Source organism: Aeromonas sp. 62-46 (assembly GCF_001898585.1).
Lineage (GTDB): Bacteria > Pseudomonadota > Gammaproteobacteria > Enterobacterales > Aeromonadaceae > Aeromonas > Aeromonas caviae.
Window position 1 is genome coordinate 13,353 of record NZ_MKUI01000018.1, and the last position, 20,363, is coordinate 33,715.

General features: G+C 63.2%; 18 protein-coding genes. 13 read left to right on the top strand and 5 right to left on the bottom strand.

Annotation, left to right across the window (positions count from 1 at the left end):
* Positions 1–102: 102 nt before the first annotated feature.
* Positions 103–471, bottom strand: coding sequence for a VOC family protein (locus BGO64_RS06065; protein WP_128341747.1), 369 nt, complete (start codon positions 469–471; stop codon positions 103–105).
* A 533-nt stretch (positions 472–1,004) separates the two neighbouring features.
* Here BGO64_RS06065 and amt point away from each other — a divergent pair.
* The 4 genes from amt to BGO64_RS06085 all read left to right on the top strand — a co-directional run bounded on the left by amt (position 1,005) and on the right by BGO64_RS06085 (position 4,966).
* Positions 1,005–2,432, top strand: a complete 1,428-nt coding sequence (gene amt, locus BGO64_RS06070; protein ID WP_010673021.1) for an ammonium transporter — start codon at positions 1,005–1,007, stop codon at positions 2,430–2,432.
* Positions 2,433–2,663: 231 nt separating this feature from the next.
* Positions 2,664–4,016: a 23S rRNA (uracil(1939)-C(5))-methyltransferase RlmD gene (gene rlmD, locus BGO64_RS06075; protein ID WP_286700338.1), complete on the top strand. Its 1,353-nt coding sequence runs from the start codon at positions 2,664–2,666 to the stop codon at positions 4,014–4,016.
* A gap of 188 nt (positions 4,017–4,204) precedes the next feature.
* Positions 4,205–4,714, top strand: a complete 510-nt coding sequence (locus BGO64_RS06080) for a GNAT family N-acetyltransferase (RefSeq protein ID WP_174722089.1) — start codon at positions 4,205–4,207, stop codon at positions 4,712–4,714.
* Positions 4,715–4,795: 81 nt separating this feature from the next.
* Positions 4,796–4,966 (top strand): DUF5363 family protein, encoded by a 171-nt coding sequence (locus BGO64_RS06085; protein WP_164882078.1) that lies wholly within the window; start codon positions 4,796–4,798, stop codon positions 4,964–4,966.
* Here BGO64_RS06085 and tppF read toward each other — a convergent pair.
* Positions 4,935–5,549, bottom strand: a complete 615-nt coding sequence (gene tppF / locus BGO64_RS06090) for a type IVa pilus pseudopilin TppF (RefSeq protein ID WP_029313748.1) — start codon at positions 5,547–5,549, stop codon at positions 4,935–4,937. The genes BGO64_RS06085 and tppF overlap by 32 nt on opposite strands.
* A 40-nt stretch (positions 5,550–5,589) precedes the next feature.
* On the opposite strand from tppF, the gene BGO64_RS06095 reads away from it, so the two are divergent.
* The 7 genes from BGO64_RS06095 (at position 5,590) to deoD (ending at position 12,808) form a co-directional block, all read left to right on the top strand.
* On the top strand, positions 5,590–6,378 hold the full coding sequence (locus tag BGO64_RS06095) for a TatD family hydrolase (RefSeq protein ID WP_286700339.1): 789 nt from the start codon (positions 5,590–5,592) through the stop codon (positions 6,376–6,378).
* Positions 6,379–6,591: 213 nt separating this feature from the next.
* Positions 6,592–7,866 (top strand): NupC/NupG family nucleoside CNT transporter, encoded by a 1,275-nt coding sequence (locus tag BGO64_RS06100; protein WP_286700340.1) that lies wholly within the window; start codon positions 6,592–6,594, stop codon positions 7,864–7,866.
* A gap of 123 nt (positions 7,867–7,989) precedes the next feature.
* Positions 7,990–8,160, top strand: a complete 171-nt coding sequence (locus tag BGO64_RS06105; RefSeq protein ID WP_010673027.1) for a XapX domain-containing protein — start codon at positions 7,990–7,992, stop codon at positions 8,158–8,160.
* A 387-nt stretch (positions 8,161–8,547) separates the two neighbouring features.
* Positions 8,548–9,321: a deoxyribose-phosphate aldolase gene (gene deoC / locus BGO64_RS06110; protein WP_039039946.1), complete on the top strand. Its 774-nt coding sequence runs from the start codon at positions 8,548–8,550 to the stop codon at positions 9,319–9,321.
* Positions 9,322–9,403: 82 nt separating this feature from the next.
* Positions 9,404–10,735: a thymidine phosphorylase gene (deoA, locus tag BGO64_RS06115; protein ID WP_286700341.1), complete on the top strand. Its 1,332-nt coding sequence runs from the start codon at positions 9,404–9,406 to the stop codon at positions 10,733–10,735.
* A gap of 14 nt (positions 10,736–10,749) precedes the next feature.
* Positions 10,750–11,958: a phosphopentomutase gene (locus tag BGO64_RS06120; protein WP_039039948.1), complete on the top strand. Its 1,209-nt coding sequence runs from the start codon at positions 10,750–10,752 to the stop codon at positions 11,956–11,958.
* Positions 11,959–12,091: 133 nt separating this feature from the next.
* On the top strand, positions 12,092–12,808 hold the full coding sequence (deoD, locus tag BGO64_RS06125) for a purine-nucleoside phosphorylase (protein WP_005341325.1): 717 nt from the start codon (positions 12,092–12,094) through the stop codon (positions 12,806–12,808).
* Between the two features lie 61 nt (positions 12,809–12,869).
* Here deoD and BGO64_RS06130 read toward each other — a convergent pair whose 3' ends face one another.
* Both BGO64_RS06130 and BGO64_RS06135 read right to left on the bottom strand, forming a co-directional pair.
* The gene (locus tag BGO64_RS06130; RefSeq protein WP_286700342.1) at positions 12,870–15,116 is read right to left on the bottom strand and encodes a sensor domain-containing diguanylate cyclase; all 2,247 of its coding nucleotides are present in this window, start codon (positions 15,114–15,116) and stop codon (positions 12,870–12,872) included.
* A gap of 65 nt (positions 15,117–15,181) precedes the next feature.
* Positions 15,182–15,790: an AhpA/YtjB family protein gene (locus BGO64_RS06135; RefSeq protein WP_010673032.1), complete on the bottom strand. Its 609-nt coding sequence runs from the start codon at positions 15,788–15,790 to the stop codon at positions 15,182–15,184.
* Between the two features lie 193 nt (positions 15,791–15,983).
* On the opposite strand from BGO64_RS06135, the gene serB reads away from it, so the two are divergent.
* Positions 15,984–16,988 carry a phosphoserine phosphatase SerB gene (gene serB / locus BGO64_RS06140; protein WP_041210929.1) on the top strand — a complete coding sequence of 335 codons (1,005 nt, stop codon included), beginning with the start codon at positions 15,984–15,986 and terminating at the stop codon, positions 16,986–16,988.
* 28 nt (positions 16,989–17,016) lie between these two features.
* Positions 17,017–17,922 carry an alpha/beta fold hydrolase gene (locus BGO64_RS06145; protein WP_286700343.1) on the top strand — a complete coding sequence of 302 codons (906 nt, stop codon included), beginning with the start codon at positions 17,017–17,019 and terminating at the stop codon, positions 17,920–17,922.
* A gap of 58 nt (positions 17,923–17,980) precedes the next feature.
* Here BGO64_RS06145 and BGO64_RS06150 read toward each other — a convergent pair whose 3' ends face one another.
* Positions 17,981–20,356, bottom strand: coding sequence for a PilZ domain-containing protein (locus BGO64_RS06150; RefSeq protein ID WP_286700344.1), 2,376 nt, complete (start codon positions 20,354–20,356; stop codon positions 17,981–17,983).
* Positions 20,357–20,363 lie beyond the last annotated feature (7 nt).

The window sequence follows — 20,363 nt, forward strand, 5'->3', positions numbered from 1 at the left end:
AGACCCACAGACCCTCAGACCCTCAGACCCACAGACCCACAGACCCTCAGCCCTTCAGACCCACAGGCTGTCAGGCCATCAGCCTCTCGGACTGCCATCCCCTCAGTCGATATTCTGTGCGATGCGCCACAGCACGCCGGCGGGATCGTACAGACAGAACTCCTTCATGCGCCACGGCTGGGTGACGAGCTCTGTGACCCGGACGCCGTAGCGGGCGGCGATCTGGCTCGCCTCCACTTGGGCCCGCCAGGCGGCCACGTCCTCCACCAGGAGGTGCATCATGAGCTGCTCGGCCAGCCCCGGGGGGTTGCCATCCTGCAGCAGGAAGCTTGCGTTGCCGAGATGAAAATAGGCTACGCCGTCGCCATCGGAGGCCAGGGTAAAGCCGAGATCCTGATAGAACTGCTTTGACAGCGGGAAATCCCGGGCAGGCACGAACGCCTTGATTTCGGTCACGTTGAGATTGGGCATGGGCTCCTCGCGGCGCTGGGAACAGGGGAAGATGGCTTGCCAGTATGACCGGGCATTTCGGGGCAGACCAGACGAATGGTGCGAGTTTGCACTCTTAAAGTGCTTGTGCCCCTCGGGTGGGGGGATATTGGTCGTCAGCCTCATTTGATTTCACCATGGTATGGCCCATTTCATTTATTTCATAAATACCTTAGCGGGATAGATAAGCCTGCCAGGGTGACATCACCACGGGTTCGCCCCGTCATTGTGAAGCGATTGGGTCATCCTGGTGCATTTTCCCGGCAATGCACAGCCAAAGTGCGATTTTCCCCCTGTAACCGGGCGTCGTGCGCCAAGATGGTGCGTGTTGAATATGATAAAAACATAACGCCATGAAATAAAAGGATTATTTTTCTTGGCCTGCTTTATGCTTTCCCCATGTCATGTCGCCATGATGTCTCCGTGAGCCACACAGGTGCGGTGGGCAGGTGGCCAGGTTGGAAATGCATATCAGGAAATGGACCCGGATGCCGGGACGACAAGGAGAGGGCTGTATGTTCAAGAGACTCGTAATGACTGGCCTGCTGGCGCTGGCCGCCACCATGGCCGCCCCGGGCTGGGCCGAAGAGGTGGCCGCGCAGGCCGATGTGGTACAGGCGGCCGCGACCGTGACCATCAACAAGGGGGACAATACCTGGCTGATGGTGGCGGCGGCCCTGGTGATCCTGATGTCCGTGCCGGGCCTCGCCCTCTTCTACGGCGGCCTGGTGCGCGCCAAGAACATGCTGAGCGTGCTGATGCAGGTGTTCACCCTGTTCTGCCTCATCACCGTCCTCTGGGTGGTCTACGGCTACTCCCTGGCCTTCACCGAGGGCGGCGCCTTCTACGGCTCCTTCGACAAGGTGCTGTTGATGGGGGTGACGCCGGATTCCATCGCCGCCACCTTCAGCAAGGGGGTCGGGATCAGCGAGTTCATCTACGTGGTGTTCCAGGGCGCCTTTGCCGCCATCACCTGCGGGCTCATCGTCGGCGGCTTTGCCGAGCGGATGAAGTTCTCGGCGGTGCTGCTGTTCGCGGTGATCTGGTTCACCTTCGCCTATATCCCGATGGCGCACATGGTGTGGTACTGGGCGGGTCCGGATGCCTACACGGATGCGGCCGCCGCCGAAGCGGCCGGTGCCACCGCAGGCTATCTGTTCCAGCACGGCGCTCTGGACTTCGCCGGCGGCACAGTGGTGCACATCAACGCCGCGGTGGCCGGTCTGGTTGGGGCCTTCATGGTGGGCAAACGGGTTGGCTATGGCCGTGACCCCATGACCCCCCACAGCCTGACCATGACCATGATCGGTGCCGCCCTGCTGTGGTTCGGCTGGTTCGGCTTCAACGCCGGCTCCTCCCTCGAAGCCAACGGCACGGCGGCCCTGGCCTTCGCCAACACCTGGATCGCGCCGGCCGCTGCCGCCCTCTCCTGGACCTTCGCCGAGTGGGCGATGAAGGGCCGTCCCTCCCTGCTTGGCGCTGTCTCCGGTGCGGTGGCGGGCCTGGTCGCCATCACCCCTGCCGCCGGTTTCGTCGGTGTGGGGGGCGCCCTCATCATCGGCCTGCTCAGCGGTGTGGCCGGTTTGTGGGGCGTGCACGGTCTCAAGCGTCTGCTGGGGGCCGATGACAGCCTGGACGTGTTCGGCCTGCACGGGGTGTGCGGGATCCTGGGGGCCGTGCTGACCGGGGTGTTCGCCAGCCCGGATCTGGGCGGCACCGGGGTGTGGGACTATGTGACCAACCAGGTGGCCGAGGGATACTCCATCCTGGCCCAGGTCAAGGTACAGGTCATCGGCGTGGGGGTGACCGTGGTCTGGACCGCCCTGGTCTCGGCCGTGGCCTACAAGCTGGTGGACCTGCTGATCGGTCTGCGGGTGAAGGAAGATGCCGAGCGCGAAGGGCTGGACGTGACCAGCCACGGCGAGAAAGCCTACAGCCATTGATCCTGCTGCCATGAATGTCATACCGCCGGCCCCGTCCGGCGGTTTTTTTATTGGGGCGGGCTGGCCAGGCTGCCCGGACCGGGCCGCTGGTGGCCGGGGTCGCTATTTGTGTTTGCGGGGTCTTTTATGCCTGCATTTTGGGCGGATCTCCGCTAAACTCTGCCACCCTTTATTCGGGGTCGCCGGGTCTGCCCCGTCGTCACCCTCTCTTTCATGCCTTCGGAGCCGCTCATGCCGTTAGTGGGACACCAACATCAGATCGATATTCTGGAACTGACCGACAAGGGGGATGGCAAGGGTCGCCTGTTCGATCGCCCCCTGTTTGTCGAGGGTCTGCTGCCCGGTGAGCAGGCGCTGGTCGAGTTGACCGAGGTCAAACCGAACTACCTGCACGGCAAGCTGGTCGAGCTGACCCAGCCGTCCGCCGACAGGGTGCCGGATTTTTGCCCCAATACCGAGTGCGGTGGCTGCCAGGTGCGCCCGCTGGCCTATCCGGCCCAGCTTGCCCTCAAGCAGAGCCTGGTGCAGAGCGCACTGGAGCAGGTCGGGCTGGGTGAGGCCGTGGTCAACCCCATCCTCGGCATGGAGACGCCGTTTGCCTACCGCAACAAGGCCCAGTACGCGGTGCGTGGCAGCGAGGCGGGCGCCGAGATCGGCTTCTACCGCAAGCACTCCCATGACCTCATCACCGCCGATGATTGCGCGGTGCAGGACTCGCTGCACGTGGAGCTCAATGCCCGGGTACGCAACTGGATGCGCGAGCACGACATCGCGGCCTATGACGAGGTGGCCCACACCGGCTGCGTGCGCAACCTGATGACCCGCAAGGGCTTCAAGAGCGGCGAGCTGATGGTGGTGCTGGTGACCCTGGGCGAAGCGCTGCCGTTCGAAACCGAGCTGCTGGCGGCCCTGGCGGATCTGCCGGTCACCACCCTGGTGCAGAACATCAACGAAGTGCGTACCAACCGCATCCTGGGTGACAAGAGCCGGGTGCTGCTGGGCAGCGGGGTGATCCGCGACAAGATCCACGAGCTCGAATTCGAGATCTCGCCCCTCTCCTTCTTCCAGAACAACCCGAGCCAGACCGACGTGCTCTACTCCAAGGCGCTGGAGTATTGCGAGCTGACCGGCAACGAGACGGTGTTCGACATCTATTGCGGCATCGGCACCATCTCCCTGTTCCTGGCCGGCAAGGCCGCCAAGGTGGTGGGGATCGAGTCGGTGGAGAGCGCCATCAACGATGCCCGTCGCAATGCGGCCCTCAACGGCATCGAGCAGACCGAGTTCCACGTGGGCAAGGCGGAGCAGCTGATGCCTGCCCTGCACGCCGACGGGGTGAGTGCCGACGTGGTGGTGATGGATCCGCCCCGCAAGGGCTGTGACAAGGCGGTATTGCAGACCCTGGTGGCCATGGCGCCGCGCCGGCTGGTCTATGTCTCCTGCAACCCCCAGACCCTGGCCCGGGATCTCGCCTGGCTGGTCAAGCAGGGCTTCGTGCTGGACGAGGTGCAGCCGGTGGACATGTTCCCGCACTCCATGCACGTGGAAGCCGTTGCTCGCCTGAGCCTGCCAGCGAAGGCCTGATCATCGCTCGGGATCTTCCCCTCGCGCGATGCAGGTGGAAGCGGTCGCCTGCCTGAGCCTGCCAGCGAAAGCCTGATCGGGCCGAGGGCGTGGCGTTAGCCAGATGGCTCTGATAAAAACGACTCCTGAGGGAGTCGTTTTTTTTATGGTCGTGGTCGGCAGAACCACCAGGCAGGGAGGTCGGCGTGATGATTCGTATGGCAGGGGTGGAGGATGCGGCGGTGCTGGATCGCTTCTTCGGGCAACTGGACAGGGAGACCCGCTTCATGCTGTATGAAGCGGGAGAGCGCCCCTCGGACATCGAGGGGCAGCGCAGGCGGCTCGAGGCCATGGCCGCGGCCCCCAATCAGGCCATGTGGCTGCTGGAGCTGGCGGGGGAGGTGCAAGGGTTTGCCGCGCTCCTTGGTGGCGGCCTGGCACGCAACCGCCACTGCGCTCTGGTGGTGATGGGGCTGCGTTCGGGGGCGCGCGGGCAGGGATGGGGGGAACGGTTGCTGCGTACCCTGATCGCGACCGCGAGGGATCTCGGTATCCACCGGCTGGAGCTGGGAGTGATGGCCCACAACGAGGTGGCCCACGCCTTGTATCGCAAGTGCGGGTTCGTGGAGGAAGGGGTGAGACGGCAGGCCTATCGGCTGGACGAGGGCTATGTGGACGAGATTGCCATGGGGCTGCTGCTGCCGCTGGACAGGCCATGACGCCGCTGGCCCCGAGATGCTGGTCTGGGGAGTTGGATTGGGGCAGGCTTGTGGGGAAACCATCAAGACAAGGAGGCGCCCATGAAGGGGATATTGCTGCGTTGGCTGGCTCGCTACGATGCCTGGTGCCAGGAGTGGGGACTCACACCGGAGAACCGGCGCTGCTGCGCGCCGGTACGCCATGATGAAGATGAGAAGCGCCCGGAGAAGGGCGACGACCTCACTGGAACTGGCGGGTCACGGCGCCAGTGACGCTGTTGTAGTCGAACGAGAGCCCGTCGGGGTATGCCGGGAAGCGGCCCACGGAGCTGCGCAGGGTATAGCGGCAGTTGTCGTGACGAAGGGCGCCGTCAGCCTGAGCGTCTGCCGGGATGAGCCGGGAGATGTAGTCACTGTCTGAATCCTGGTGCAACTCATCGGCCACCGTCAGATCGGTATCGAGCAGGGCGCCAAACAGGCTCTCGCAGTCGTCCCGGCTGCTGACGGAGATCTGATCGCTGTCGCCACCGGGGAAGACGGTATCGGGCCCCTGACCTCCCTGGTCCTCCTTGGTGCCAACCGGCCAGCCATGGCTGTTGATGTCGAGATCCTGCCTGCCCATGCCGCTAAAGTTGTAGAGTGCCAGGGGCTCCCCCTTCACCTTGACCGCCCAGCCGGCGTGGGCGAGCCGGGCGGCACTGGCAAAGCTGCCCGCCGTGGCCGAGACGCTGCTCTTGAGCCCGTCGTCCTGGATGTTGATGAAGCGGGGCAGGGCGGTCACGGCCAGGATCCCCAGCACGATGATGACCAGCACCAGTTCTATCAGGGTAAAGCCTCGGGAAACGTGTGTTGGCATGGAATGAACCCATTGAGTACGACAGACAGGTAAGCGCGACATGGAATTGATAGACACCCACTGCCACCTCGATTTTCCGGTCTTTGACACCGATAGGGAGGCGCTGCTGACCCGGTGGCGCCAGCTGGGGGTGGGCGAGTATATCATCCCCGCCGTGGGAGAGGAAAACTGGGGGCGGGTGATGGCGCTGGCCGGGCGCCACGACGACATCCGCTATGGCCTGGGGATCCATCCCTGGTATGTGGGCAAGCAGCCTCGGGATGCACTGACCCGGTTGGAGACCCTGCTGGCGAGTCGGCCCCGTGGGCTGGTGGCCGTGGGGGAGTGCGGGTTGGATCTGCGCTCCCATGTGCCGCAGGAGGGGCAGGTCGAGATGTTCGAGGCGCAGGTGCGGCTGGCCATGGCGCATGAGCTGCCCCTCATCGTCCACTCGGTGCGTGCCAACGACACGGTCGCCAAGATCCTGCGGCGCTTCACTCCGCCACAAGGGGGGGTCATTCACGCCTTCAGCGGCTCCCTGCATCAGGCGGAGGTGTTCTGGCAACTGGGTTTCAGGCTGGGGATCGGGGGGGTCATCAGCTATGAGCGCGCCAACAAGACCCGGGAGGCGATACGCCAGATGCCGCTGGAGGCCTTGCTGCTGGAAACCGACGCTCCCGACATGCCGCTGCAAGGCCAGCAGGGGGAGGTGAACACGCCGGCCAGCCTGCCGACCATAGCCCGCTTGTTGGCACAATTGCGGCAGCAACCGCTGGAGGATGTTATTTCGGTGTTACATGGCTCCACCCGGCGGCTGTTCCCCCCAGGAAATCATGAAATTAACATTTGATTATCAAATGATGACCGAGTGATAAAAAACAGGGCCCATAAAAATCGTTTGCGGTCTAATTAAACGATGTTCAGGCCGTTTGTGGCTTATAAAATGTGACCAGTATTCTATTTTGTCGCACCGTAATTAGTATAATGCGCACCCTTGATTAGCGGCTTCAATACACAAATCGTTAACAAGCTGGCAGGTGCTACTAAAGAGGAAGTGTTAATAATGAATCTGATAATGGGTCTGGTAGGGATGGCGACGCTCATCCTGATTGCGGTGCTGTTCTCCAGCAACCGCAAGGCAATCAAAATTCGTACCGTAGGTGGCGCCTTTGCCATCCAGGCCGGTCTGGGGGCCTTCGTGCTCTACGTGCCGGTCGGTCGTGACATCCTGGTAGGCGTGTCCGACGCCGTCTCCAGCGTCATCGGTTATGGCCAGAACGGCATCGAATTCCTGTTCGGTGGTCTGGTTGGCAACAAGATGTTCGAAGTATTCGGTGGCGGTGGCTTCGTCTTCGCCTTCCGCGTCCTGCCCGTCATCATCTTCTTCTCTTCCCTGATCGCGGTACTCTACTACCTCGGCATCATGCAGTGGGTGATCAAGCTGCTGGGCGGCGGTCTGCAGAAGGTGCTGGGCACTTCCCGTACCGAATCCCTCTCCGCCACTGCCAACATCTTCGTCGGTCAGACCGAAGCCCCGCTGGTGGTACGTCCCTTCATCTCCAAGATGACCGACTCCGAGCTGTTTGCCGTCATGTGTGGTGGTCTGGCTTCCGTTGCCGGCTCCGTGCTGGCCGGTTACGCCTCCATGGGCGTCAAGATGGAATACCTGATCGCCGCCTCCTTCATGGCTGCCCCGGGTGGTCTGCTGTTCGCCAAGCTGCTGGTACCGGAAACCGAGACCCCGAGCTACGACGAGAACACCGCAGAAGGTGAGCTGGACGACAAACCTGCCAACGTGATCGACGCCGCTGCCGCCGGTGCCTCCGCCGGTCTGCAACTGGCCCTGAACGTGGGTGCCATGCTGCTGGCCTTCATCGGCCTCATCGCCATGATCAACGGCATCTTCTCCGGTGTGGGCGGCTGGTTCGGTTACCCGCAACTCTCCCTGGAGCTGCTGCTGGGCTGGCTGTTCTCCCCGCTGGCCTTCCTGATCGGCGTGCCCTGGAGCGAAGCGGTCGTGGCCGGTTCCTTCATCGGTCAGAAGCTGGTGGTCAACGAGTTCGTGGCCTACCTGAACTTCGCTCCCTACCTGAAGGATGAAGTGCTGATCAACGGTGCGGCCATGTCCGAGCACACCAAGGCGATCATCTCCTTCGCCCTGTGCGGCTTCGCCAACCTGTCCTCCGTCGCCATCCTGCTGGGTGGTCTGGGCTCCATGGCACCGAACCGTCGCGGCACCATCGCCAAGTTCGGTCTGAAGGCCGTGCTGGCAGGTTCCCTGTCCAACCTGATGTCTGCGACCATCGCAGGCTTCTTCCTGGCGCTGTCCGGCATGTAACATCGCCTGACTGACAGGATAAAGACGAACGCCACAGCGATTTGCTGTGGCGTTCTCGTTTGGGGTGGTGACAACCGTTTTCCTGTCAAGACTAATAATAAAGTGAGTCAAATCGGAGGTTCTATGAATGAAGTGCTACTGGCTATGGCGGCCGGCTTTATCGTTGGGGTGTTGTTTTCTTTCCTCAAGTTGCCGATACCGGCGCCGCCCGTCCTCTCCGGCGTCATGGGGATCGTGGGGGTCTATCTGGGGGGCATTGCCTACTCCTGGATCCTGACCCGCTTCTTCTCTTAAGCGCCTTCCAGCGCTGGATTTGCCGGGTGTGAGGTACCTCTGAAATTGGCAAATCCGGCTTGCAAACACGGGGTATCTCGGCTGAAATAGGCGATGCCAGCAGGGTGCTGGCATTGACTAATGCCCGGTGAATCCGGGTGTTGGCGGTCAAATGGAATTGATTGGGAAGTCGGGTCTGCGTAGTCGGCCTTTCTCAAGTCTTCATGGAACCAAGTCCGCACTTTTGTAAGAAAGTGACAGGGCTCTTGCCTTATTTGCAGCCGTATTGCCTGTGCATTTGCGCTGCAATTCCATATCCCGTTGCTCCGGGAACGTCTCTGCCGACCCTTGGTGTTCGGTGAAGCCGATCGCGGGTGATGGGGCTTAACAAGACTTTGGAGACATAGCATGACTGATCTGAAAGTGGCCGCCCAACGCGCCCTGAACCTGATGGACCTGACCACCCTGAACGATGACGACACCGATCAGAAGGTGATCGACCTGTGCCACAAGGCCAAGTCTCCGGCCGGCCTGACCGCCGCCGTCTGCATCTACCCCCGTTTCATCCCCATCGCGCGCAAGACCCTGCGTGACATCGGCGCCGCCGACGTGCGCATCGCGACCGTGACCAACTTCCCCCACGGCAACGACGACATCGAGATCGCCGTGGCCGAGACCCGCGCCGCCGTGGCCTACGGTGCCGACGAGGTGGACGTGGTCTTCCCGTACCGCGCCTTCATGGCTGGCAATGAACAGGTCGGCTTCGATCTGGTCAAAGCATGTAAGGAAGCCTGCGGCGCCAAGGTACTGCTGAAAGTGATCATCGAGACCGGCGAGTTGAAGGAAGAGGCGCTGATCCGTCGCGCCTCCGAGATCTCCATCGACGCCGGTGCCGATTTCATCAAGACCTCCACCGGCAAGGTGCCAGTGAACGCGACCCCGGAAGCTGCCCGCATCATGATGGAAGTGATCAAGGCCAAGAACCCGAAAGTGGGCTTCAAGCCGGCCGGTGGCGTGAAAGACGCCGCCGTGGCGGGTCAGTACCTGGCCATGGCCGAAGAGATCCTGGGCAAGGACTGGGTATCCGCCCGCACCTTCCGCTTCGGCGCCTCCAGCCTGCTGGCCAGCCTGCTGGCGACCCTGGGGCATGGCGACAAGCCTGCCAATACCAGCGGTTACTAAGCGGTGGCAGGGGGCGGTGCGCCGCCCCCTTCCGGATCTGGTTCGGTCTGTGTTCGTGCGTGATGCACGGAGGGAATGAAAGATGTTTTTGCCTCAAGAAATTATTCGCAAGAAGCGCAACGGTGAAGCGCTCAGTACCCAAGAGATTCAATTCTTCGTCCAAGGCATAACCAACAACACCATCGGTGAGGGGCAGATCGCGGCCCTGGCCATGGCGGTCTACTTCAAGGACATGACCATGGATGAGCGGGTCGCCCTGACCTGCGCCATGCGCGACTCCGGCATGGTATTGACCTGGGATCACCTCAACCTGGGCGGCCCCATCGTCGACAAGCACTCCACCGGCGGTGTGGGTGACGTCGTGTCCCTGATGCTGGGCCCCATGGTCGCTGCGTGCGGCGGTTTCGTGCCCATGATCTCCGGCCGTGGTCTCGGCCACACCGGCGGTACCCTGGACAAGCTGGATGCCATCCCCGGCTACCAGACCTCAGTCGACAACGACCGCTTCCTGAAAGTGGTGAAAGAGGCGGGTGTCGCCATCATCGGCCAGACCGGCGATCTCGCCCCGGCCGACAAGCGTATCTACGCGGTACGGGATATCACCGCCACCGTCGAGTCCATTGCCATGATCACCGGCTCCATCCTCTCCAAGAAGCTTGCCTCCGGGCTGGAAGCGTTGGTGATGGACGTGAAGGTGGGCTCCGGCGCCTTCATGCCGACCTTTGAAGCCTCCGAGGAACTGGCCAAGAGCATCGTCGCCGTGGCCAACGGGGCCGGCTGCCGCACCTCTGCACTCCTGACCGACATGAACCAGGTGCTGGCCTCCAGCGCCGGCAACGCCGTGGAAGTGCGCGAAGCGGTGCGCTACCTGACCGGTGAGTATCGCAACCCGCGCATCCACGAAGTGACCATGGCCCTGTGCGCCGAGATGCTGATCTCCGCCGGTCTTGCCAGCGAGGACGGCGATGCCCGCACCAAGCTGCAAGCGGTGCTGGACAACGGCAAGGCAGCCGAGATCTTCGGGCGCATGGTGACCGGCCTCGGTGGTCCCGCCGACTTCATGGAGCGCTACGACGCCTACCTGCCCAAAGCCGCCATCGTGCGCCCCGTCTACGCGGCCCACAGCGGATTCGTCACCGCCATGGACACCCGTGAACTGGGTCTGGCCGTGGTGGCCATGGGCGGCGGTCGCCGCGCCGCCGCCGACAAACTCGATTATGCGGTCGGTCTGACCGACTTTATCCGCCTGGGTCAGAGCGTCGATGCTGACAAGCCGCTCGCCCTGATCCACGCTCAGACAGAAGCTCAATTTGCCGAGGCTGCCCGCATGGTGCAGGCTGCCGTGAAGATCGGCGACACCCGACCAGAGGCGCTGCCCGAGGTTTACCGTCGCATCGGTCTGGCTGATTTGTAACAAGGGGAAGTCCCATGAAACGTACCTTTATTCTGATGATGGACTCTTTCGGTATTGGTGCTGCCGCCGATGCCGACAAGTTCGGCGACGTGGGGGCCAATACCCTTGGCCATATCGCCAAGGCGTGCGCCGCCGGTGAGATCGAGGGCCGTGGCGCTCTCAACCTGCCAAACCTCAGCAAGCTGGGTCTGGGCCACGCGGGCGAACTCGCCAGCGGCACCTTCCCGGCCGGACTGAACAAGGATGTCGAGGTGATCGGTGCCTACGGCTTTGCCCAGGAGCTCTCCTCCGGCAAGGACACCCCGTCCGGTCACTGGGAGATTGCCGGCGTGCCCGTCTTGTTCGAGTGGGGTTATTTCCACGACCATCACAACAGCTTCCCGCAGGAGCTGCTGGATGCCATCGTCGAGAAGGCCGGTCTGCCCGGGTATCTGGGCAACTGCCACGCCTCCGGCACCCAGGTGCTGGACGATCTGGGCGAAGAGCACATGCGCACCGGCAAGCCGATCCTCTACACCTCTGCTGACTCCGTGTTCCAGATCGCCTGCCACGAAGAGACCTATGGCCTCGAGAAGCTCTATGAGCTGTGCCACATAGTGCGCGAGCTGCTGGAGCCCTACAACATCGGCCGCGTCATCGCGCGTCCGTTCGTGGGCAGCGGCAAGGGCAACTTCAAGCGCACCGGCAACCGCCACGACTACTCCGTGCTGCCGCCGGCGCCGACCGTGCTGGACTACATGAAGGAAGCGGGTGGCCAGGTGGTCTCCATCGGCAAGATCGCCGACATCTATGCCCAGCAGGGCATCACCAAGCAGGTGAAGGGGACCGGTCTGACCGAGCTGTGGGACAGGACTCTGGAAGAGGTGAAAGCGGCCGGTGACCAGACCATCGTCTTCACCAACTTCGTGGACTTCGACTCCTCCTACGGTCACCGCCGTGACGTCAAGGGCTACGCCGATGCGCTGGAGTACTTCGACTCCCGCCTGCCGGAGCTGTTCGACCTGCTGCAGGATGGCGACGTGGTGGTGCTGACCGCCGACCACGGCTGTGACCCGACCTGGAGCGGTACCGACCACACCCGCGAATACATTCCGGTACTGTTCTACGGCAAGCCGGTCAAGGCGGGCTCCGTCGGTCGTCGCGAGACCTTCGCCGACATCGGCCAGAGCATCGCGGCCTACCACGGCCTGCCCAAGCTGCAATACGGTACCAGCTTCCTGTGATGGTGACCCCGGGCCGGTTCGCCTGCCCGGGGTGCCACAGGGCCCCGGTTTCCTGTAATGTACCGCCGCCGCGCAGGCAGCGGACAATCCATAAAGACAATAAAACTCAACCTAGTGTGAAGGAATAAAGAGAATGGCAACTCCTCATATCAATGCGAAAGATGGCGCCTTTGCTGATACCGTGCTGATGCCGGGCGACCCCCTGCGTGCCAAGTACATCGCCGAAACCTTCCTGGAGAACGTCGAGCAGGTGTGCGACGTGCGCAACATGTTCGGTTTCACCGGCACCTACAAGGGTCGTCGCATCTCCGTCATGGGTCACGGCATGGGCATCCCGTCCTGCTCCATCTACGCAAAAGAGCTGATCACCGACTACGGCGTGAAGACCCTGATCCGCGTGGGCTCCTGCGGTGCCGTGCGTGAAGACGTGAAACTGCGTGACGTGGTGATCGGCATGGGTGCCTGCACCGACTCCAAAGTGAACCGTCTGCGCTTCAAGGACCACGACTTCGCCGCCATCGCCGACTTCGACCTGGTGGCCAATGCCGTTCAGGCCGCCAAGAACAAGGGCGTGGCCGTGCGCGTGGGCAACATCTTCTCCGCCGATCTGTTCTACACCCCGGACCCCTCCATGTTCGACGTCATGGAAAAATACGGCATCCTGGGTGTCGAGATGGAAGCCGCCGGTATCTATGGTGTGGCCGCCGAGTACGGTGCCAAGGCGCTGACCATCTGCACCGTCTCCGACCATATCCGTACCGGTGAGCAGACCACCTCCGAAGAGCGTCAGCTGACCTTCAACGACATGATCGAAATCGCGCTGGACTCCGTCCTGCTGGGTGACAACTGATCCCCCTCGCGCATAAAAAAACGGCGGCCCTCGGGCCGCCGTTTTTTTATGCGAAGCACGGTCAGAGATCGAGGGCGAAGCGCCCCTTGCCCGACTGCTTGGCCCGGTACATGGCGGCATCGGCCCGGTGCAGCAGATCGTCGATGTGACAATACTGGCCCGAGTGGCAGAGGGCGCTCCCTATGCTGCCGGCAAGGGGCAGCCGATGACCGGCTACGTCCCCAGGAACCGCCATGGCCGCCAGCAGCCGCTCGCACAGGGCGGGCAGCTCCTGCGCCGGTTGGCGCAAGGCGGGCAGTATGATGGTGAACTCGTCGCCGGCCAGGCGCGCCACCATGTCCCCCGGGCGCACCTCGGCACTCAGCACCTGGGCGAAGCGTTGCAACAGGGCATCGCCGACGTGGTGTCCCAGCCTGTCGTTGATCCCCTTGAAGCCGTCGAGATCGAGGAACAGCAGGCCCAGGGGTTCGGCATTCTGGCGCACCCGCTCCAGCTCCCGGGAGAGGCGCAGGGTGAAGGCGCGTCGGTTGGGCAGGCCGGTGAGGGGGTCGTGAGCCGCCTCGTGTTCCAGCTGGCTTTGCAGCGCCTTGAACTCGGTGATGTCGCTGCCGAGGATGTAGACCCCGGGCTCGTCGCCCCGGCTCGGGATCATGGTGATCCTGAGGTCGCGTCTGCCTATGGGGAGATCGAAACGGTGCTCGAAACTCACCTGCTCACCGGCGAGGGCCTTTGCCACATAGGCCATGGCCCTGCCGTGGGCCTCCTCGCCGATGACGTCCCGCACGCTCATTTCCCGCATCTGTTCGGTATCGAGCCCGAAGTAGCGGCAATAGGCCTGGTTGGCGAACAGGTAACGCCCCTCGGGCGACACCATGCTGATGGTGACCGGCAGGCCATCGGTGATGGCCCGCAGTCGGGCACGGCCACGCTCGATCTCCGCGAGCACCTGGCGGCGGGCCGTGATGTCGTGCAAAAACAGGGCGATGCGCACCTTGCCGTCGAACTGGTAACGCTCGGCAATCACCTCGACCGGGATGTGCCGGCCTGTGCGGGTGATGATGTCGCACTCCAGCCGCCGTGGCGGACTCTGCGGGTTGCCTGACAGGCTCAGCAGGGGATGCTCGGCGCCGAGCAGCCCGAAGAGGGGACGGCCCAGCATCTCGTCGGCGTGCCAGCCGAGCAGGGTGGTGGAGGCCGGGTTCCAGCCTGTGATGATGAAATCGGCATCGAGCTCGAGGAAGGCGTTGCTGGTGTGCTCCAGCATGTGCTGCAGGCGGCGCTGCTCCTGCCACAGCTGCTGCTGCATGGCGCCGCGCTCGCGCATCTCCTGATGCAGCTGTTCCACCGTGCGGGAGAGCTCCCGGGTCCGTGACTGCACCTGCTGCTCGAGCCCTTGCTGCAGCCGCACGAGTTCGGCTTCGGCCTGTTTGCGCTCGGTGAGGTCGGCAAACACGGCGATCATGTGGGGGGCCATGGTGCGGCTCTGGCAGAGGGTCACGCTGAGCTGGACCCAGCACAGGGTGCCATCGGCCCGGATCATCCGCTTCTCCAGCCGGTAATCCTGCCGTTGCCCCGCGATCAGGGCATCGAACAGGGGCTGCTCCCGTTGCAGATCTTCGGGATGGGTCATGGCGAGCCAGGTCCGGCTCAGCATCTCATGCTCGCTGTAACCGAGCAGCCGCTCCAGCCCCGGGTTGGCCCGCAGCCACTTGCCTTCGAGGGAGGAGAGGGCCATGCCCACCGACGACTGGTTGAAGGTGAGGGTGAAGAGATGCTCCTTGTCTTCCAGCACCTGGTTGAGGGTGCGCACCTGGTGGCGCCGCTCCAAATCGTGCAGGGTGTTCTCCACCAGGCGGCCGAAGTCGTCGAGATCCCGGCAGGCATCTTCGTCGAGATGGCGCGGCACATGGTCCACCAGGCAGAGGGTGCCGAGCACCACGCCATCGAGGGCGCGCAGTGGGCGGCCGGCGTAGAAGACCACGCCGGGATCATCGGTCACCAGCGGGTTGTCGGCAAAGCGGAGATCCCGTCTGGCATCCGGTACCTGCATGATGTCGGGGCGCAAAATGGCATGACCGCAGAAGGAGTGTTCCCGGTTGAACTCGCACATATCGACCCCGGTGCGGGCGAGAAACCACTGCCTGTTCACGTCGGTCAGGGAGACCATGGCGATGGGGAGTGCGAAATGCCGGGTGATGAGCCGGGTGAGGCGATCAAGCTGATCGATGGGCTCGTGGTCGAGCAGGCCGAGGATGCGCAGTCGTTCCAGTCGACTGTGTTCATCCCGCGGCAAGGGGGGGGCAATCATGTGGCTCTCCTGCCAGTGATCTTGCCAGTGTTATATACAAGCCGGAGGATGTGATCCACTCCCGCTTATTGCGGAGCGGCGGGTTTGCTCTGTTTCTTGTGCTTGCGCACCCGCATGTAGTTGCGACGCACCCCGTAGGAGATGAGCAGGCCGGCCAGCAGCATCACCAGCAGCATCAGGCGCTGTTTCTCCTGGTTGACCTTGAGATGGGTATCTTGTGCGGCCAGCAGTTTCTGCTCTTCCAGGGTGATCCTCAGATAGCCCAGGGTCAGGTTTCCGTCCTGGATCTCCTGGACGAATTGGATGCGCCCCTTGCCCTGCTCCGGCAGGGATTTGTTGTCGCTGCCGATGGGCAGCAGGCTGTCCAGCGGCAGGGCGTTGTCCGACTGGGCGAGGGGAATGCCGCGGGCGTCATAGAGGGTGACGTCCAGAATGTCAGGCTCGGCGGCCAGATCCTGCGCCAGTCTCTCCAGCTCGCTCTCCTTGTCCTCCTTGATCCAGCGGCGCATGTCCCGGGCGGCATAGGCGACCAGCGCCTGTGCCCTGTCCCGTGCCGCCGCGTGCAGGGCGGCCTGGCTCTCTCCCTGCATGTGGATGAGCAGCACCAGCACCCAGAGACCGAGCAGGACTCCCGCCGCCAGACTGACAACACGTTTGATGGGAAGATGACGCACAGAACCGGGCCTCTGGTAATGGATGAGCGGGGCTGGCTGGTGCCCCGGTGCCGCGAAGCGGGAAACAGGGTGGTCTGTTTCCATGTCTGCCCGCACCGCAGGCGGGATCTTGGCGCTTGCCTGTACAAAAAGCAATACGCTACTCTGGGCCCGCATGATGAACCCCATGATTTCCAAGGAAGGCGTCTCTCTTATGTTGTTGTCCCAACTTCCCCGCTCCCTGCACGACTGGTCCGGGGCCCTGAGCTGTGCCCCCTGCTGGCAGCTCACCAACGAAGCCCTGCTGCCCGCGGCCAACGCCCACGACAGCGCCTGGATTGTCCTGTTTGGCAAGGGGCTGGAGGCCGGTCATCTGGCCCGCCTGGCCCAGCAGCTGGATGCCCTGGGGCTTGAGTCAAGCCTCTATCCCGCAGGGGAGCAGGCCGGTATTCCGCTGCTGCTGCTTGGCACCAACCGCTTTTCCCCCGAGCTGGTGCAGGCGCTCAAAGCCCAGGAGTGGGACATCGACCTGTGTCATCTGGCCGCCCTGCCTACCCTGAGTGAGCCCGGTCTGCTGGTGATGGACATGGATTCCACCGCGATCAGGATAGAGTGCATCGACGAAATCGCGCGGCTGGCCGGGGTCGGTGAGCAAGTGGCGGCCGTTACCGCGGCGGCCATGCAGGGCAAGCTGGAGTTTGCCGACAGTCTGCGTGCCCGGGTGGCGCTGCTGGAAGGGGCGCCGGTCACCATCCTCGACGAGGTGGCGGCCGACATGCCCTGGATGCCGGGCCTGCCACTCATGGTCGATGCCCTCAAGCAGGCTGGCTGGAAGGTGGCGATCGCCTCCGGTGGCTTCACCCGCTTTGCCGGCGAGTTGCAGCGTGCTCTGGGTCTGGATGCCATTTTCGCCAACGAGCTGGCGGTGGAAGGGGGCTTGCTGACCGGCAAGGTGAGCGGCCCCATCGTCGATGCCGCCGCCAAGGCCGAAGCACTGCAACAGCTGGCCTCGGAGTACGGGGTGGTTGCATCCCAGACGGTTGCGGTCGGCGATGGTGCCAACGATCTCAAGATGATGGCGGTGGCGGGGCTTGGCATTGCCATTCATGCCAAACCCCTGGTACGTGCCCAGGCGGCGGCGACCCTCAATCACCACGATCTGGAAGGGGTGCTCTGCCTGCTCGGCGCCCTGGCTTGTCGCGACCGACGCTGGTGCTGATCCCGCTCAAGGAGGAGCCGATCACGAGATGGAACTGTTACAGCAATCCCTGTTTGTCCCCTGCGGTGAGCATCGACTCCATGTGCGCCATATCCAGCCCGGTGTCGCGGTGCATGCCGACCCCATCCTGATGGTGCACGGGGCCATCGAGAACGGCCGCATCTTCTACACCGAATCGGGCAAGGGGCTTGCCTGCTTTCTGGCTCGCCACGGGTATCAGGTCTATGTGGCGGATCTGCGTGGTCGGGGTCTGAGCACACCGACCATCGCCGAGCGGGCCGGCCACGGCCAGCATGAGCTGATCACCGAGGATCTGCCCGCCCTGCAGCGCTGGGTATCGGCCCGCCATGCCGGTGCCCGGGTGCACTGGATGGCCCACTCCTGGGGCGGCGTCATCATGGCCTCGACCCTGGTGCGCTTCCCCGAGCTGGCGGAGCAGGTTGCCAGCCTGGTGTTCTTCGGCACCAAGCGGGGGGTCTCGGTGCAGAACCCGGAGCGCTGGTTGAAGGTGGATCTGATCTGGAACCGGCTCGCCCCCTGGCTGGCGCGCCGCCGGGGGTTTCTGGCCGCCCGCCGGTTGAAGATAGGGGCCGATGATGAGCCCCTGCGCTACCTGCAGGAGACCATCCCCTGGGTCAAGTGCGGGCCCTGGCAGGATCCCTTTGACGGTTTCGCCTATGACGAGGCGGCGAGCCGGATCAACTGGCCCCCGCTCTGGATGATCTCCGCCAAGGCGGACAAGGTACTTGGCCACCCCGTCGACGTGCGCCGCTTCAGCGACGAGATGGGCTCGGCTGCCCGCCACACCCGCCTTGGGCGGGACAACGGCAACCGGCTCGATTACGACCACATCAACATGCTGACGGCCCCCCAGGCACAGGAGGATCACTTCCCCGACATCCTCGCCTGGCTGCGCAACCCCCAGGCTGCCTGATAGACAAAAAAAACGGGCGCTTGCGTGCCCGTTTTTTGTTGTCTCCCGGCCCTGCTGGCTAGCGGGGCCCGGATGGTATGCCAAGGCGGAACAGGGTCGCCTCGGTGGTATCGGTCAGTTCACCCACGCCCACGACACTCCAGAGCTCCTCTTCCAGCTTCTTGGCCTTGTGAATGGCGAACTTGGCGATGTAGTCCAGTTCACCCGCGATGAAGCTGGTGTCCGGGCGGCCGGTGCGCGAAATACCCACCAGTACCGAATAGAACTCGCCCTGTTGCCGGGCCAGCTCGATGAAGCGGCGCTTTTGATCCGGTGAGCTGAAGCTGCTGGCCAGGTGGCTGCGAAACAGGGGTGTTCCCCCCTGAGAGTGGAGTGCGGCGATGTAGACCTCCTCCTCTTCCGGCTTGTCTTCCCGCTCGATGGCGCGCAGGGGATTGAGCAGGAGGGCCTTGAGCAGTGCCCCCTGGAACAGGGGATACAGGTTCAACTGCTGATCCTGCTCGGTACAGATGCGCAGCAGACGGGAAAGGCTGCGTGGCTGTGGCGAGAGGCCGGCCGCGGCCAGTTTCGGTGCGGCCTTGAGCTTGTTCACATAGACGGGGGTGTTGAACAGGTGGTGGGTGTAGAGGTTGCGCAGCGCCCTGGCCATGCCGCGATAGCGATTGAACTCCCGGGTGGTCTTGAGCTTGTTCTGGTTGCTTTCGATCAGCAGGCTGAAGAACTGGTGGCCGGTATGGCGCTCGGCCGTCCCCTCGATGCACAGATGCAGCACTGTTCTGCTCAGGTTGAGGCTGACCAGCCGATAGGGTAGGCGTTGCAGGTCCATGTTCCTGGCGAGCTCCTGCAAGCGGGGCAGAGCCACAGTGATGATGTCTCCCTTCTCCCCGTCGAACGGCTCCTCCAGCTCGATTTGCATGCCGTGGGCAGAGATGTCTCGGGTCCAGCCGACCCAGGATCGCTCCTTGTGATGCAAGACGATGGCCGTCTTGTGCATGTAGCGCGCCTCCTTGCGCAGTTGCACATAGTGCAGCGTCTCTATCTCGAAGGGGGCGGCATGGATGTCATGGCCAAAGCGCTGCAAGGCGTTGGCGTTGAGCGGATCCTGACCCGTCTCTCGCTGGAACTCGTCGCGCTGGTTGTCCAGGTTTATCTCCTGCAGCATGCCCACGTAACCGAGCTGGGCCAGGCGCTCGCGCAGCAGCCTGTCCTGCAACTGGCTCGCCCCGCCCTGGGGGTTGTCGAGGTCGGCCTCCCGCAGGGTGCAGGCTTCCATGCTGAACTTGTACACCCGCCAACTGGGGCGGCGGGCGCCGATCTGGAAGAAGAGCGCGGTCAGTCCGCTCTGTTCCAGCTCCTCCCGGGTCGCGGAGAAGAAGTAGAGGTGGCTGCGTACCGCATGGGTAAAGCTGTAGATCAGCGTCTCGCGCAGTCCCTCTTTGCCTGGGAGCAACGAGGGCATGCGGGCAGCGGTGAAGAGGCTGGCGAGCATGTCGCGATTCTTGGCGTCGCGCCAGTATTCGAGAATGTGCTGGTTGTTCTCGGTGCGCAGGGCGATCTCGAGGGCGGGGACGCTGCCCTTGCCGAAATAGAGGGGCATGCCGGTCATGCGCGGCAGATAGAACTGCTCATACCCCTTGATGACGGCGGCGGAGAGCAGGTAGTCGACGCTGACGCGATAGCGGCTGCGGTTGCGCTCGATGAAGTCGCGCAGGAACTCGTCGAACACCGGATGCTCGCCGTTCTTGAGCAGCCTGAGCCAGAATTTGTCCTCTTTTCTCTCCTCCCCCAGGATCTGGTAGCTGACCGGGTCACGCAGCAGGGGATGGGGATGATCGCGTTCCAGTCCGGTGAAGAAGACGGCTATCAGGTCGCCTGTCTGGTAGTCGGGCAGATAGGGCACGGATACCCGGATGCCGCCGAGGGAGATGTCGGAGCTCTTGGCGAGGATCTTCTCGCCGTTGGCGAGCTGGAGCACCATGGGAGAGCTGAAGTGCATGCGCTCTTCCTGTCGCCCGTAATGGCTGGCGAAGGGGATGGCGCTGACATCGAACGGACGAAACGGGCTGATGGGCAGCGCCAGATTGTCGCTGCGCCCCTGGTTGAGTTTGTACCAGGCTTGCAGCGCCTCGTAGACTCCCAGGGTGTAGCTGTCCCGGTAGAGGTAGCACTGGGATTGAAACAGCTCAATGGCCTCGGCGGGCATGAAGTGGGTCACCCCGTCGAACTCATGCACCTGGCAGAGGGCGCCCAGCTCGTTGCGCATGTCGATGACGCGCCGACAGGGGGTGCACTTGCGTTTGAGTTCCATCTTCAGCAGGAACCGGCTGTTCGTATTTTCGTTCTGGGTCAGACGGTTGAAGATTTCGTCGAAGTCCTTTTCCCGGAGCAGGGGGACAAGTTGTTCTATCAGATGTAGTGGTTGTTCTGAATCCATGTATTCC

What these genes read in the sequence shown, in the direction of transcription:
- BGO64_RS06065 (WP_128341747.1), bottom strand. Translation starts at nt 471, where the DNA reads ATGCCCAATCTCAACGTGACCGAAATCAAGGCGTTCGTGCCTGCCCGG.
- amt (WP_010673021.1), top strand. Translation starts at nt 1,005, where the DNA reads ATGTTCAAGAGACTCGTAATGACTGGCCTGCTGGCGCTGGCCGCCACC.
- rlmD (WP_286700338.1), top strand. Translation starts at nt 2,664, where the DNA reads ATGCCGTTAGTGGGACACCAACATCAGATCGATATTCTGGAACTGACC.
- BGO64_RS06080 (WP_174722089.1), top strand. Translation starts at nt 4,205, where the DNA reads ATGATTCGTATGGCAGGGGTGGAGGATGCGGCGGTGCTGGATCGCTTC.
- BGO64_RS06085 (WP_164882078.1), top strand. Translation starts at nt 4,796, where the DNA reads ATGAAGGGGATATTGCTGCGTTGGCTGGCTCGCTACGATGCCTGGTGC.
- tppF (WP_029313748.1), bottom strand. Translation starts at nt 5,549, where the DNA reads ATGCCAACACACGTTTCCCGAGGCTTTACCCTGATAGAACTGGTGCTG.
- BGO64_RS06095 (WP_286700339.1), top strand. Translation starts at nt 5,590, where the DNA reads ATGGAATTGATAGACACCCACTGCCACCTCGATTTTCCGGTCTTTGAC.
- BGO64_RS06100 (WP_286700340.1), top strand. Translation starts at nt 6,592, where the DNA reads ATGAATCTGATAATGGGTCTGGTAGGGATGGCGACGCTCATCCTGATT.
- BGO64_RS06105 (WP_010673027.1), top strand. Translation starts at nt 7,990, where the DNA reads ATGAATGAAGTGCTACTGGCTATGGCGGCCGGCTTTATCGTTGGGGTG.
- deoC (WP_039039946.1), top strand. Translation starts at nt 8,548, where the DNA reads ATGACTGATCTGAAAGTGGCCGCCCAACGCGCCCTGAACCTGATGGAC.
- deoA (WP_286700341.1), top strand. Translation starts at nt 9,404, where the DNA reads ATGTTTTTGCCTCAAGAAATTATTCGCAAGAAGCGCAACGGTGAAGCG.
- BGO64_RS06120 (WP_039039948.1), top strand. Translation starts at nt 10,750, where the DNA reads ATGAAACGTACCTTTATTCTGATGATGGACTCTTTCGGTATTGGTGCT.
- deoD (WP_005341325.1), top strand. Translation starts at nt 12,092, where the DNA reads ATGGCAACTCCTCATATCAATGCGAAAGATGGCGCCTTTGCTGATACC.
- BGO64_RS06130 (WP_286700342.1), bottom strand. Translation starts at nt 15,116, where the DNA reads ATGATTGCCCCCCCCTTGCCGCGGGATGAACACAGTCGACTGGAACGA.
- serB (WP_041210929.1), top strand. Translation starts at nt 15,984, where the DNA reads ATGTTGTTGTCCCAACTTCCCCGCTCCCTGCACGACTGGTCCGGGGCC.
- BGO64_RS06145 (WP_286700343.1), top strand. Translation starts at nt 17,017, where the DNA reads ATGGAACTGTTACAGCAATCCCTGTTTGTCCCCTGCGGTGAGCATCGA.
- BGO64_RS06150 (WP_286700344.1), bottom strand. Translation starts at nt 20,356, where the DNA reads ATGGATTCAGAACAACCACTACATCTGATAGAACAACTTGTCCCCCTG.